The organism is Paenibacillus sp. Y916 (assembly GCF_056786435.1).
The window spans coordinates 141051-154866 of sequence record NZ_JBXCJA010000005.1; the positions used below are offsets into that span (position 1 = coordinate 141051).

A 13816-nucleotide genomic window follows, 5' to 3' on the forward strand; every position below is an offset into this window, starting at 1 on the left:
CATTCATCACTTGCCTAACTACCGTTATCCCTTACTCGCTCCAGATGTTAAACCTTCCACAAGAAGCCTTTGCAGGAACATAAATAGAATCGTAATCGGAACGGCAATCAGTACTGCTCCTGCTGCGAACAGGGTAAAGTTGGTATTCGTGTTGGAGCTCACCATTTCATATAGTCCGACAGCTACTGTCCATTTCTCCTTAGATCGCAATATCATCTTCGCAAAGATAAAGTCGACCCATGGACCAACGAATTGCGTTAGCCCCATATAAGTGAGCATTGGTCTAGAAAGTGGCAGAATGATTCGTGTGAAAATTCTGAAATTACTCGCTCCATCTATCCTCGCCGCTTCATCCAATGAGCGTGGGATCGTATCCAAGAATCCTTTGGCAATAAAGGTTCCTCCTAGAGGGGCACCCGCTGCATACACAACAATTAAGGCGAGATGTGTATCAAGCATGTTGAATTCTTTAAGAAGCAAATAAATAGCGATCATGCTCATAAATCCTGGGAACATCCCCAGAACCAAAACGGTAGAGAGTGCCGTCTTCCGTCCACGGAAACGAAAACGTGATACAGCATAGCTAGTTAGCAGTGTGAGAAAAATACCGATTAACATCGAAAGAATCGATATCTTCAATGTATTCATGTACCAATTACCAAACAAGTAACTTTTCGATGTGAATAATTCTCTATAATGATCCAAAGTAAAGCTACTAGGAATCAACGTCTTACTGTACAGTGATTTCCCCGGTCGAAACGAACCGAGAACGACCCACAATGCAGGATATACGGCAGTGATCGCTAACATAACAAGAACAATATAACTTAGCACCAAACGCAAACTATTCTTTGCTTTCCGTCCACTCATTGGATCATATCCTCCTCTTTGAATGACTTCGTTCGGCGGTAATTATAAATGGAGAACGAGGCGATGATTAGGAAAATAATGATCCCTACAGCAGAAGCCATATTATATTTATTCTGATCTAACGTTAACTTGTACAACCAAGTCACGAGTAGGTCGGTCGCTCCAGCATATTGGTAATCGCCCACGACTGGATTTCCACTTGTTAGTAGGAAAATCGCATTAAAGTTATTGATATTTCCAGCAAATTGCGTAATGAGTATTGGTGCTGTTGAGAAAAGTATCATCGGCATCGTAACGATTCGGAATTTCTGATAGTTCGTTGCTCCATCCACTTCGGCCGCTTCATACATATCGCGTGGAATTGTCGTTAAGACACCCATAATCAATATCATCGAGACTGGAATCCCAACCCACATATTAACCACGATAACCGTCACCTTCGCCCAGAACGGATCTGTTAACCATGGAAGTCCACTTAAGCCAAAATATTGGAGGTACTGATTAACAGGACCGAATTGACCATTGAACATATTCCTCATAACAAGTAGCGAGATGAGCTGCGGAATGGCATAAGGAATAATTAGAATCGTTCTCCACAATCCTTTGAATTTAATACCTTTTTGGTTAATAAGTAGAGCTACTAGTAGACCGCCAAAATAAGTAGTTACCGTTGATAGTACTGCCCAAATAAGGGTCCAAGTCAGGACTCCATAGAATGTGTGGCTCCACGTTTTGAGTGAAACTAAATCTCTAAATGTATCAAATCCAACCCAATCGACGAGCTTAGCTGGCGGAATATGGTTCGGAGCAGAGTAATTCGTAAATGCTAGCATAATCATAAAGATGATAGGCATAACTGTAAAAAATAAAATACCCATTGCCGGTAAAGTCAAAAAGGCTTGAGCGAATTTATAATCCAAAACATACCGAATGGATTGCTTGAAACTGTTCGCTTCTTTCCCCTGTTCTCTTAGCTCCGCTGTTTTACGCGCATCTCTGACATTCATGACATAAATAATAATAAAAATAATTAAAATTAATATCGTTATTAAACTTTGGATTAGAATAAAGATCGAATGGTCTCCTGCAACCCACTTCCCATCGACCTTCATTCTTGGCGTATCTCCAAGTGATACAACGCCCCACAAAGCTCTAGCCAAATTACTATTGAAATAAATAATCGCATAGGCCTCAATTAGCAGAAATATAAAACCTTTTATAAACTGACGGTTATATATTTGTCCCAGCCCCATGCTTATAAGCGACAGTATTGTGGCTTTGTTGCGATATCTGTCCACAAGCCCTCTCCTCTCCCTAGAAAAATGAGGATTTACCCGCCACATGATGTGACGGGTATCTTCAATTTAGTATCCTACTATTAGTCCATTTTACTATTACTCCGTTGTACCACCATTTAAGTCTTTAATTTGTTGAGCTGCCTTATCCATTGCTTCTTTTGGATCTTTGTCATTATCCCAAATTTCTGGAAGAGCAGCATTTACAGGACTCCATACATTCCCCATTTCAGGAATAGTAGGCATTGGCTGAGAGTTGATAACTTGTTGAGCGAAGCCTGCAACAAACGGATCACTCTGGATTTGATCAGATGCCAACGCTGCATTGTTAGTCGGTATAGAACCAACTAATTCGTTTAGAAGAAGTTGTGCTTCTTCATTCGATGCGAATTGAGCGAACAATTGCGCAGCATTGGGATACTCAGTGAAAGAGTTTATATAGAATGCTTTAATTCCAGAAAATGAGATGGCAGGTTTACCATCAATCGTTGGAATCGGTGCAATTCCAAGCTTATCTCCTAGCGCTTCTTTATAACCTGCAAGTTCCCAAGGGCCCGTAATATCCATTGCTACATCACCTTCGTTGAATAAACTACGTTTGATATCTGGCGATATATCCCCACTCTTAATAGGGAGTGCTTCTTTTAATTTTACATATGTCTGCAATCCTACAATTGCACCTTCCGAATTGACTCCAATGTCATCTTTATTCGTACCATTATCTCCATATACGTATCCGCCTCCGCTAGCAATAAACGGATAGTTGAAGTACAAATTGCCCGTTTCCCACATAATCCCGAATCTGTTCTTTGATTTATCGGTGAATGTTTTACTGAACTCGATCACTTCATCGAATGATTTCGGAGCTTCTGGCAATAATTCTTTGTTATAGAAGAGAGCATATGTCTCAGCTGCTCTTGGGTAACCATACAATTCACCATCGAAAGTTACACCTTGAATTGATGCTGGTGTATTGTTAGCTATTGTATCTTCAGCTAATAACTCATTAGTTAACAATAGACCCGCTTCTGCTGCTCTTCCCAAGTTATCATGCGGGAACATAACAACATCTCCTGCTAATCCAGAAGGACCATCTTGAGTCAACTTCGTAACTTGATCTACTGCTGCCACTTCTTCGACTTTAACAGGGACACCATATTTCTCTGTAAATCTCTTGGCAATTTCATCTGTAAAGGCTCTTTCTTCTCTGCTCTCCCATACAATCAACGTAGCGCCATCCTCTGCTTGAAGTCCCTCTTCAACAACCACTTCTTCTGGTGCAGGTGTGTCCGTCACTGTATTGGTTGGTGCTGGTGCAGGCTCCGCGTTATTCGGCGCTGCATTGTTGGGCCCACAAGCAGTAATAGAGAAAGCCAAAGTAACAGTTGCTAATAACGTCAATAATTTATTCATTTTCATACAAATTTAATCCCCTCTCTAATTGGTTATTCTTTTAACTTCTGCTTTTAACTTATGTATGTTTATCATGGTGTGCAAACGATTTCACAAACGAGTAAAAATGAAGCGCTCAAATCCCTAAATGTGTGATTGTTCGTCTCATTCATTTGAGGTAAGCGCTTTATTTATAGGTTCATCATACACAATAGAATTTGTTTTGTAAAAACGTTTGCATATACCTATTTCAGCCGAAAACGTCCATATAGGTATTGTTATAACTCTATATCTGTATATATCGCATGATTACTCTATATCTTTAGGCATTACTTGATTATCACCGTAGAATAAGGAGCTATTACCAGTATATCGCTGTCAAGACCCGTGCCATTACTGTCTTTTTTTATGATTTCAGTAAATAAATAATCTGCTTGATCCCAAGCTATATTTATTTGCTGCTCTTTACCTGATACATTATGCATAATTAGCACTTGGTTAGATTGAGTTCTCCGAATATAGGATAATATTTGCTTATTACCCGTATCATAATAATGGATATCCCCATTATGAAGTTCTCCGATTTCATTTCTCCATGTTACCAATTTACGATAATGGGCCAGTAATGAATTCTCATCCTTCGTTTGTAATTCAACACTGGCTGAATTATCACCAGTATTATAGATCAGCTCTTCCCAGGTCGTCTGTCCATTGCCTTGCACTCCACCTTCATACCAGATCATAGGTTCACGAATTTGCTCATCTGGCTTCGCACCTAACATACCGATCTCTTCACCATAATATATAAAGGGATTCCCTGGTAATGTTAACAAAATCGAGGCCACCATTCTCGCATGATCTACATTGCCGTCAAGCTGACTCATCACCCGGTTCTGATCATGATTCGTTAAGAATATAGCATCAACAAATTTCCCTTCCGATTTCGTGTTAAACAGTTTATGCGTCCGTTCTAGTGTAAATGCTAAGCTATTATCACGTTCACTTTTGACACTATTCATAATAGATTCTGCTAGACTGAAATTAAAGCCAGAATCAAATGCCTTATCCAAATAAGGTGCCACTGAAGCCACTGAATTCTCCCATACTTCACCGACAATATAGGCTTCCGGATTAATCTCATTCATACTACTTCGGAACTCCTGCCACCAAGCAATATTCTTGGCTTCTGTTTCCTTGTCTTTATCCGACACTAAATCTTCGAAAATATGCTTGGCTGCATCCAGTCGAAAGCCATCCATTCCTAGCTTCAGCCAGTACTGACCAATCTCCTTCATTTCTGTTCGTATAGAAACATTGTCGAAGTTCAGATCAGGCATCCCATCCCAGAATATCCCCATATAATGATTCCCATTCGCCTCATACCAAGGATTGTCACCTGATGCAGCACTAATACCACTTCGATCTCTATTCTGATCCTCAGCCCACACATACCAATCCCGATATGAACTCTGCTCCCCTTCTACTGAATCCTTAAACCACGGATGTTCTTTACTCGTATGGTTTACAACCAGATCCATAATAACTTTAATGCCACGTTTATGAGCTTCATCAATCAATATTGTCAGATCTTCTATTGTTCCATAGTCAGGATTCACAGTTCTATAATCGGTTACATCATATCCGTGATAGCTTGGAGAAGGTTGAATCGGCATGAGCCAAATCCCACCTACACCCAAATCGTCAGTTGTAGAGGGATCCCCATCATTCAGATAATCAAGCTTCTCGATAACCCCCCGTAAATCCCCTATACCATCACCATCCGAATCATAGAAAGAACGCACAAAAATTTCATAGTAGACTGTTGAAGGTTGTTCATCAATCAGATCCTTCCTCTGTGAAATAGCTATCTCATTTCGTTGTGCCTCGGTAGCAGGTACGGTGGTGTTTGTGTTATTCGGTTCTATTTGTGTTAATGTAACATTATCTGCATCATTGCATCCCATTAACAGCATACTGAATACAGATATCCCCATAAATCCAAAAGTAAATCGTTTGTAGTATCTAGTTAATGTCGCATTCGTCAATATGTCATCCCCCTTCATTTGCGCATTCATGCGCTTTATGGGTATATAATAACGGAGGATTCATATTAGTCAATATGTTTATGATAGGTTTGTTATTTACAAGCCGAAGACATTAGATTAAGATATCAATTGTAAAAGAGAATATTTCGTTTGTATGATTTAATGATTCATGCAAACGGTATCATCGGAGGTTATTATGTCTGTAACAATTAAAGATGTCGCGCGGAAGGCTGGCGTATCTCCCTCCACGGTGTCACGAGTACTATCCAATCATCCTAGAATAAGCCTTGAAACTTCTCGAAAAGTAAAAATTATTCTTGACGAAATGGGGTATTACCCCAATATTATGGCTCAAAGCCTTGTTTCCAAAACAACGAATAGTATTTGTGTTATTCTACCGAAGTCTGCTGAAGAACTGTTCCTCAATTCATTCTTCATGGAATTAGTTCGGGGGATTGTCACACAAGCGAATCGGTCGGGATACGATGTTGTACTTAGTTCGGGAGGAAGCGAGCAAGAAGAAATCGAAGTTGTTTCTCGACTCATCAATGGGAAAAGAGTCGACGGAGCTATTTTGCTATATTCACGTAAAGATGATCCTGTTGTCGAATTTCTACACAGTAATCATCATCCCTTTGTCTTAATTGGTCGTAGCGATAAATATCCGGATCTACTATCCGTTGATAATGATAATATTCAGGCAGCCTATGATGCTACCAAGCATTTGATTTCCTTCGGTCATAAACGAATCGGTTTCGTTAGTGGCCCCCCCCATCATGTCGTATCCATGGACCGACTTAAGGGGTACCAAAGGGCTCTCGAAGAAGCCGGACTTGAGATGCGGAAAGATTGGATTGTTGAAGGGGAATTTCTGCAAGAAAGTGGCTATCGAGCAATGTCGTTCTTCATGAATTTACCGCAACGGCCTACAGCCTTAGTTGTGGTTGACGACCTTGTATCCTTCGGTGTACTGCGTGGCTTACATGAACTTGGATACAAAGTTCCTGATGATTTAAGCATCGTCAGCTTTAATAATATTGCCATATCTGAACTCTCTACACCACCCATAAGTAGCGTCGATATCGGTATTTATAATTTAGGTTACACCGCTTCTCAAGCCTTGATTCAATCGATTCAACAGGACGGGGAGAAGGATTTTCAAAAAAGACATATTATATCTCATCGCCTTGTCGTTCGAGAATCTTCTATGTTATCTGTCACTGAATTAAATAATTAACATACCTATGCAAAAACATGATTTCTGCTATAATGTTCTTATGAAGTTGTTAAATACTGGTTCGTCACGGATACCATAATATAGTGAAGCACACTCTTGCTTCATTATATTTTTAAATATAAATACAAACGTTTGCACAATGGAGGGAAATACCTTATGAAATCTAATAATCATCCCATTCAAGCCTGTTTATTTGACCTCGACGGCGTACTTGTTGACACAGCTAAATACCACTTTTTAGCTTGGAAACGGCTCGCTGATGAGTTGGGCTTTATATTTACTGAGGAAGATAATGAAAGACTAAAAGGTGTTAGCCGTATGGCTTCGCTAGATATCTTACTTGCAATAGGCAATCTTCAACTCGATGAAGAGACCAAGCTAACACTCGCTGACAAGAAAAACAACTGGTATGTTGACTATATTTCAAAGATGGATGACTCGGAAATTTTACCGGGATCTCTCGCCTTTCTTCAAGAATTGAAACAACATGGAATTAAAATTGCCTTAGGTTCTGCGAGCAAAAATGCTATGACGATATTGAACAATGCTAATTTAGTTCCTTACTTCGATGCCATTATTGATGGCACTCACACATCGAATGCTAAACCTGATCCAGAAGTATTCATACTCGGTGCAAAGGCCGTACAAATTGCCCCAGAGCATTGTGTTGTATTTGAGGATGCCGAAGCAGGTATTGAAGCGGCTTCACGTGCTGGAATGCGTAGCATAGGTATTGGCTCAGTAGGCTCACTCACCCAAGCAGAATATGTCGTATCTTCTCTCGAAGAAATGTCTGTTGAGAAATTACAACGATTATAAATATTTCTATTTACCATCATATTTTGAAGGAGACGATTCGCATGAAGCAATATTTACAATTAGACCCATGGAGCATTATTGAAGAAGGTTTCGACCCACAGAATCATGAAATATCAGAAAGTATATTCAGTATTGGGAACGGTTACATGGGACAACGAGCTAATTTCGAAGAGAAATATAGTGGCTCCTCCCTTCAAGGCAGCTATATGGCCGGCGTATACTATCCTGATAAAACACGTGTTGGATGGTGGAAGAATGGCTATCCTGAATACTTTGCAAAGGTATTAAATTGTACGAATTGGATTGGTATTGATGTCCTCATAGATGGAGTAGCCCTTGACCTAGCTGTATGCAAAGTGAAGGATTTCGTACGCGAACTCAATATGAAGGAAGGCACACTCTCAAGAAGCTTCATCGCTGAACTTCCAGATGGTAAAGAAGTGCAGATTGCGGCGATTCGATTCACCAGCATTGCTCGTCGAGAGATCGGAGCCATCCGATATGCCGTGACACCTTTGAATTTCAGTGGTTCTATTTCTTTAACACCGTATCTTGATGGTGACGTGTCTAACAAAGACTCTAACTACGATGAGAAGTTCTGGTTAGAAGTGTCCAAAGAAGTGACAACAGCAGATGCAACACTAACGATCAAAACAAAGAAGCTTGATTTCCACGTTACCTCTGTCATGGCATATACAGTACTCAAGAATGGTACTCCTGTTACGATCACACCGGAAACAATCGATAAAGAAAAATATGTTGCTCATTCTTTTAAACTGGATGTCCAGGAGAAAGAACAGATTGTCCTATATAAATATGTAGCGAATGTCACTTCCCGCGATCATGATCAGGATCAATTACTTAGCGTAGCGCGGAACGTTCTTCAATCTGCCATGGGGGCGGGATTCCAAGTTCTACTTGAAGAGCATATTACTGCTTGGGCTGAAAAATGGAGTGAGAGTGACATCGTTATTGAGGGTGATGTTGCAGCACAACAGGCGATTCGATTCAATATTTTCCAACTTAATCAGACTTATAACGGAGAAGATGATCGACTCAATATCGGGCCTAAAGGGTTCACAGGTGAGAAATACGGCGGAAGTACTTATTGGGATACCGAAGCTTACTGTCTCCCCTTCTATCTAAGTACAGCTGACGAATCCATTGCTCGGAATCTGTTGGTCTATCGTTACAAGCACTTAGAAAAAGCGAAAGAAAATGCCAAGAAACTCGGCTTCAGCAAAGGTGCCTTATATCCTATGGTAACTATGAATGGAGAAGAGTGCCATAACGAATGGGAAATTACTTTTGAAGAAATCCACCGTAATGGCGCTATAGCTTATGCTATTTACAACTATGTCAATTATACAGGGGATACTGCTTATCTTGGCCAATATGGTCTTGAAGTTCTTGCTGAAATTTCGCGATTCTGGGAAGAACGTGTCAATTATGTTCCTGCCAAAGACCAATATATGATGTTAGGTGTTACTGGACCTAATGAATACGAGAACAATGTCAATAATAACTGGTATACGAATAGTATCGCAGTATGGACGTTGAAATACACGTCGGAAGTGCTGAATGACCTGCACAAGAATGATCCGACCGTTTATGAAGAAGTTATAACTAAGTTACAATTAACTGAAGATGAAACAACCAAGTGGAACGATATTATTGCTAAAATGTACTATCCATATGATGAAGAACGCCAAGTTTTCTTACAGCAGGATGGATTCTTGGATAAAGACCTTACACCAGTTAGCGAATTAGATCCGTCTAACTTGCCATTGAATCAGCAATGGTCTTGGGATCGTATCCTACGTTCTGTTTACATTAAGCAAGCTGACGTATTGCAAGGAATATTCACTCTAAGAGACCAATTCGATTTAGATACAGTTAAACGTAACTTCGATTTCTACGAGCCTCTTACCGTGCATGAGTCTTCCTTATCTCCTTGTGTGCATTCGATTCTTGCTTGCGAACTGGGATATAAAGAGAAAGCTTACGAGATGTATCTTCGCACCTCTCGCTTAGATCTCGACAATTATAACAATGATACCGAAGATGGTTGTCATACGACGAGCATGGCTGGTACTTGGATGTCTGTTGTTCATGGATTTGGAGGATTGCGTGTACGGAATGGTGTTCTACACTTAAACCCATTCAACCCTGGACATTGGAAGTCATTCTCGTTCAAAGTCATGTTCCGTCATTCGCTCCTAAAAGTAACCGTTAGCGAGCATGATGTGACCGTTACGAATGAGACGGAAGTTCCTGCTAGTGTGAATGTTTACGGTAAGGATTACACCGTCAATGGATTGAGTCATATCCAAGTCGATCTATAATATATATGAAGAGACCTCCACAATCCGCAGCCCGGATGTGGGGGTCTTTTACTACTTCAGGCAATCCACTTTCTTTGCTTTCCATCCTTATCCGTATACAGAATATTTGCGAGTTGGATATCAAGAATGACATAATTAGGGTCACTTGGTCCGTCAAACCATTCCTTTAAATCATCATTCCAACATTTTCGCTTCAAACTATCATCTGTGCTAATCGAACAGGTTCCTTCCATCTCAACTACCTCTTTAGTCCCTCCGATTTCATACCCTATCAGCAAAGATACGTTTGGATTATTCTTCAACTCCTCTACCTTATGCGTTCTCCGATCGCTTACCAAATGAATGCTCAATCCTTCATTATACAACATCATATATCTCTGCTTTGGCTTATTGCCTTCAATAGTTGCCAGAGAACAAATCCTATTGTTGTCTAAGATCTTCGTTATATCCTGCTCTATTATCTTGTTGTCCATCATGAATGGTATTCCCCTTCCTCTTGTTGAATGTACTTAAACCATATGATTTATTGTACCCACCTATTAAAATACGAATCAAGATTTGAACAATTCCTAGCTGGACACCCCCAGCATAGTCGATTATAATGACGTAGAATGCCTTAACTTCATAAGTACAGGGGTGCTGGAATTGGCCGGCTGAGATTGTGTCCCACTAGACACTGACCCTTATACCTGATCTGGATAATGCCAGCGTAGGAACGTATCTGATATGATTATATCCATATCTATCTTGCGCCTACATGCGTCCCGATTACGGGGCGCTTTTTTGTATACGAATAGGACATGGAACAACCAGTCCAATAGAGGAGAGAGCAGAATGAGCAAGAAAAGAGCAATGTCGTTACTATTTACATTCTTACTAATACTCGTAATAGCGGGTTGTGGAGGAAATAAGAATGAACAAAATGCACAGACTAGTAAGAAACTACAAGACGTCAAAATTGTCTTAGACTGGACTCCTAATACTAATCATACAGGTCTATATGTAGCGAAAGATCAAGGATATTATGAAGAAGAAGGTCTTAATGTTGAGATAGTCCAACCAGGTGCAGGCGGAGCCGATACGATGGTCGCTTCAGGGGCCGTACCTTTTGGAATAAGCTATCAAGAAAGTGTGACACTAGCTAGAACACAGGACGTCCCGCTCGTCTCTATTGCCGCAGTCATTCAACATAATACGTCCGGTTTCGCCGCACCCGTAGATCGAAACATTAAATCACCCATGGACTTTGAAGGTAAAAGTTATGGAGGTTGGGGTTCGCCTGTAGAAGAGGCTATCATGGGCTCCATCATGGAGAACGAAAAGGCGGATGTTAAGAAGGTTAAGATGATCAATATGGGTGATGCCGATTTCTTCACGGCGGTTAAGCGTGATATCGATTTCGCATGGATCTTCTATGCATGGACAGGTATTGAAGCAGAGCTCCGCAATGATCCAATCGACATGTTATATGTTAAAGATTATGCTGCGGAACTAGACTATTACACGCCTGTCATTGTAACGAATGAGAAGCAGATCAAGGATGATCCTGAATTAGTCAAAGCTTTCCTCAGAGCAACAACGAAAGGCTATCAGCTAACCATTGATAAACCAGAAGAGGCTGCTAATATACTTAGTAACGCAGTTCCTGAGTTAGATAAGGATCTTGTTCTCGCAAGTCAGAAGTGGCTTAGTCCACGTTACACAGACGATGCCCCTCGTTGGGGTGAACAAAAAGTCGAAGTATGGCAGGGCTATACCGATTGGATGCTAAGTCATAATCTTCTGGATAAACAGATTGAAATTAAACAGGCATATACGAATGAGTTTTTACCTGAGTAACCTATAAGTGCGAGTTCAAAAAGTCAGCTTTTCAGCACGAAGATTACCGAGAACCGTATTCGAAAGGATTGAACTTATATTATGGCAAACACATTATTGAGCATTCAAGTTATTCCCAAGACACCTGGAAATGAAGATTCCATTCCTTATGTAGATCGTGCAATTGAGGTCATCCAACAATCCGGAGTGAAACATGAAGTTCACCCTCTAGAGACGACAATGGAAGGTGAGCTTAGCGAGTTGTTAGACATTGTGAAGAATATGCACGAGGCCCTTGTAGCGGCAGGGAGTCCAAGTGTCATTTCTCAGATTAAGATCGCACACAATCCAAACGGGATCAGCATGGATAAGTTAACGGAGAAATATCGTCCATGAGATTGTGGTGGAACAAAATCTGGCCGCCCTTCGTGGCGGTCTTCTTGTTATTGCTGATATGGCAGCTATGTACAACTTTCTTTGAAATTGAGAAATGGATTCTTCCCTCTCCAACTGATATTGTTCGTGAGACTTTCTCTCAATCAGCTGGATTGTGGGAACATACTTTAGCAACAGCAAGGTTAACTGGTGTTGGGTTCCTCATTGGATCCTCGGTAGGTCTGTTTGTCGCCATTGTATTGCATATGATTCCTTTTCTAAAGTCGGCCTTATATCCTTTACTCATTCTCAGTCAAAATGTACCGACCATCGCTCTTGCTCCACTACTGATGATCTGGTTCGGGTTCGGTCTGCTTCCCAAAATTATCGTCATTACGCTGGTCTGCTTCTTCCCGATAGCTATTGCGATGATGGGTGGACTGAGACAAACGGATCCAACCATGCTTAGCTATATGCGTATGATTGGAGCAAGCAAGAGACAAATCTTCTTAAAATTAGAGCTTCCCCATTCACTCCCTGTTCTTTTCTCAGGAATTAAGATCGCAGCGACGTATAGTGTGATGGGTGCAGTCATTGCAGAATGGATCGGATCCGATAAAGGAATCGGTTATTATATGATGCTACAGAAAGCTAGTTATCGTACGGATCGCATGTTTATCGCAATCTCCATAATTATTGTTCTTAGCTTCCTGATGTTCGCCATTATAGGTCTGCTAGAGAAGTGGTTAGTCCGCTGGAAGCCACGTCAAGAACACAAATAAGCCTAACATTACTAACTTATGAAGGATGTGTTTCTCATTAATGTCCATTCAGCATCACAAGCATTACAAGTTACTAATATACACAAAAGCTTCAGCAAACAAGGTCAAGAACTATCTGTGCTGAATGGTGTTTCCCTTACCGTGGAACATGGAGAATTTGTCTCTATCGTCGGACCTTCAGGATGTGGAAAAAGTACGCTGTTCCATACTATTGGAGGATTAGTACAACCCGATTCTGGCGAAGTATGGATGAAAGGACGCGATGTCACAGGAGAACGAGGCCACATTAGCTTCATGCCGCAACAACCTGCTCTATTTCCTTGGCGGACCATTGAAGATAATGTCATTCTTGCACAAGAAATAAAGGGCACTTCCAAGAAAGACGCTCGTAAGGAAGCTCGGGAGTGGATTGCTAAGGTGGGGCTGTCCGGATTCGAACAGGCATATCCCCATACACTATCTGGTGGCATGCAACAACGAGTTGCATTCCTGCGAGCACTTCTCAGCCCAGAAGAACTAATATGCCTAGATGAACCCTTCAGTGCCTTGGATGCCTTGACCCGAAGTGATATGCAACGTTGGCTCCTTAATATTTGGGAAGAGAATCAGCGCTCTGTCTTATTCATCACTCACAATATCGAGGAGGCCTTGCTACTATCCGACCGTATTTATGTATTCTCCAATCGACCTGGATCTGTATTGCAAGTTGTAGATGTACCGCTCCCTCGACCACGACGAGAAGAGCTTACTGATGATCCTACCTTTCTAAAGCTGAAACGGGAATTGTCGCAGTTGATGAAAGAAGAGCAAAAAAGATAGGATTTACGAACTATTCGCA

The 13816-nt window shown here is 41.0% G+C and carries 12 protein-coding genes and 1 riboswitch; of the genes, 7 read left to right on the plus strand and 5 right to left on the minus strand.

Annotated elements, in window-relative coordinates; all coding sequences use genetic code 11:
- Nucleotides 1-24 precede the first annotated feature (24 nt).
- From AC1TO9_RS13370 to AC1TO9_RS13385, 4 genes are all read right to left on the minus strand, one after another.
- Nucleotides 25-870 carry a sugar ABC transporter permease gene (locus tag AC1TO9_RS13370; protein ID WP_482055991.1) on the minus strand — a complete coding sequence of 282 codons (846 nt, stop codon included), beginning with the start codon at nucleotides 868-870 and terminating at the stop codon, nucleotides 25-27.
- Nucleotides 867-2168: a carbohydrate ABC transporter permease gene (locus AC1TO9_RS13375; RefSeq protein ID WP_482059399.1), complete on the minus strand. Its 1302-nt coding sequence runs from the start codon at nucleotides 2166-2168 to the stop codon at nucleotides 867-869. Before AC1TO9_RS13375 ends, AC1TO9_RS13370 begins: the two co-directional genes overlap by 4 nt.
- A gap of 96 nt (nucleotides 2169-2264) precedes the next feature.
- A complete protein-coding gene (locus AC1TO9_RS13380; RefSeq protein ID WP_482059400.1) occupies nucleotides 2265-3584 on the minus strand; it encodes a sugar ABC transporter substrate-binding protein in 1320 nt (439 codons plus the stop codon).
- A gap of 302 nt (nucleotides 3585-3886) precedes the next feature.
- Nucleotides 3887-5602: an alpha-amylase family glycosyl hydrolase gene (locus AC1TO9_RS13385; RefSeq protein WP_482059401.1), complete on the minus strand. Its 1716-nt coding sequence runs from the start codon at nucleotides 5600-5602 to the stop codon at nucleotides 3887-3889.
- A gap of 196 nt (nucleotides 5603-5798) precedes the next feature.
- Here AC1TO9_RS13385 and AC1TO9_RS13390 point away from each other — a divergent pair, with 196 nt between their 5' ends.
- The 3 genes from AC1TO9_RS13390 (at nucleotide 5799) to AC1TO9_RS13400 (ending at nucleotide 10003) form a co-directional block, all read left to right on the plus strand.
- Nucleotides 5799-6839: a LacI family DNA-binding transcriptional regulator gene (locus AC1TO9_RS13390; RefSeq protein WP_482059402.1), complete on the plus strand. Its 1041-nt coding sequence runs from the start codon at nucleotides 5799-5801 to the stop codon at nucleotides 6837-6839.
- A 156-nt stretch (nucleotides 6840-6995) separates the two neighbouring features.
- Nucleotides 6996-7658: a beta-phosphoglucomutase gene (gene pgmB / locus AC1TO9_RS13395; protein ID WP_482059403.1), complete on the plus strand. Its 663-nt coding sequence runs from the start codon at nucleotides 6996-6998 to the stop codon at nucleotides 7656-7658.
- Between the two features lie 41 nt (nucleotides 7659-7699).
- Nucleotides 7700-10003, plus strand: coding sequence for a glycoside hydrolase family 65 protein (locus tag AC1TO9_RS13400; RefSeq protein ID WP_482059404.1), 2304 nt, complete (start codon nucleotides 7700-7702; stop codon nucleotides 10001-10003).
- Between the two features lie 56 nt (nucleotides 10004-10059).
- Here AC1TO9_RS13400 and AC1TO9_RS13405 read toward each other — a convergent pair whose 3' ends face one another.
- Nucleotides 10060-10479: a pyridoxamine 5'-phosphate oxidase family protein gene (locus AC1TO9_RS13405; RefSeq protein ID WP_482059405.1), complete on the minus strand. Its 420-nt coding sequence runs from the start codon at nucleotides 10477-10479 to the stop codon at nucleotides 10060-10062.
- A gap of 146 nt (nucleotides 10480-10625) precedes the next feature.
- Nucleotides 10626-10737: riboswitch (TPP riboswitch) on the plus strand.
- 100 nt (nucleotides 10738-10837) lie between these two features.
- On the opposite strand from AC1TO9_RS13405, the gene AC1TO9_RS13410 reads away from it, so the two are divergent.
- The 4 genes from AC1TO9_RS13410 to AC1TO9_RS13425 all read left to right on the plus strand — a co-directional run bounded on the left by AC1TO9_RS13410 (nucleotide 10838) and on the right by AC1TO9_RS13425 (nucleotide 13797).
- A complete protein-coding gene (locus AC1TO9_RS13410) occupies nucleotides 10838-11842 on the plus strand; it encodes an ABC transporter substrate-binding protein (RefSeq protein WP_482055983.1) in 1005 nt (334 codons plus the stop codon).
- Nucleotides 11843-11923: 81 nt separating this feature from the next.
- Entirely contained in the window at nucleotides 11924-12217 is a 294-nt protein-coding gene (locus AC1TO9_RS13415; protein ID WP_068528832.1) for a thiamine-binding protein, read from the plus strand.
- A complete protein-coding gene (locus AC1TO9_RS13420) occupies nucleotides 12214-12978 on the plus strand; it encodes an ABC transporter permease (RefSeq protein ID WP_482059406.1) in 765 nt (254 codons plus the stop codon). Before AC1TO9_RS13415 ends, AC1TO9_RS13420 begins: the two co-directional genes overlap by 4 nt.
- 18 nt (nucleotides 12979-12996) lie before the next feature.
- Nucleotides 12997-13797: an ABC transporter ATP-binding protein gene (locus AC1TO9_RS13425; protein ID WP_482059407.1), complete on the plus strand. Its 801-nt coding sequence runs from the start codon at nucleotides 12997-12999 to the stop codon at nucleotides 13795-13797.
- Nucleotides 13798-13816 lie beyond the last annotated feature (19 nt).

What these genes read in the sequence shown, in the direction of transcription:
- AC1TO9_RS13370 (WP_482055991.1), bottom strand. Translation starts at nt 870, where the DNA reads ATGAGTGGACGGAAAGCAAAGAATAGTTTGCGTTTGGTGCTAAGTTAT.
- AC1TO9_RS13380 (WP_482059400.1), bottom strand. Translation starts at nt 3,584, where the DNA reads ATGAAAATGAATAAATTATTGACGTTATTAGCAACTGTTACTTTGGCT.
- AC1TO9_RS13390 (WP_482059402.1), top strand. Translation starts at nt 5,799, where the DNA reads ATGTCTGTAACAATTAAAGATGTCGCGCGGAAGGCTGGCGTATCTCCC.
- pgmB (WP_482059403.1), top strand. Translation starts at nt 6,996, where the DNA reads ATGAAATCTAATAATCATCCCATTCAAGCCTGTTTATTTGACCTCGAC.
- AC1TO9_RS13400 (WP_482059404.1), top strand. Translation starts at nt 7,700, where the DNA reads ATGAAGCAATATTTACAATTAGACCCATGGAGCATTATTGAAGAAGGT.
- AC1TO9_RS13405 (WP_482059405.1), bottom strand. Translation starts at nt 10,479, where the DNA reads ATGATGGACAACAAGATAATAGAGCAGGATATAACGAAGATCTTAGAC.
- AC1TO9_RS13410 (WP_482055983.1), top strand. Translation starts at nt 10,838, where the DNA reads ATGAGCAAGAAAAGAGCAATGTCGTTACTATTTACATTCTTACTAATA.
- AC1TO9_RS13415 (WP_068528832.1), top strand. Translation starts at nt 11,924, where the DNA reads ATGGCAAACACATTATTGAGCATTCAAGTTATTCCCAAGACACCTGGA.
- AC1TO9_RS13420 (WP_482059406.1), top strand. Translation starts at nt 12,214, where the DNA reads ATGAGATTGTGGTGGAACAAAATCTGGCCGCCCTTCGTGGCGGTCTTC.
- AC1TO9_RS13425 (WP_482059407.1), top strand. Translation starts at nt 12,997, where the DNA reads ATGAAGGATGTGTTTCTCATTAATGTCCATTCAGCATCACAAGCATTA.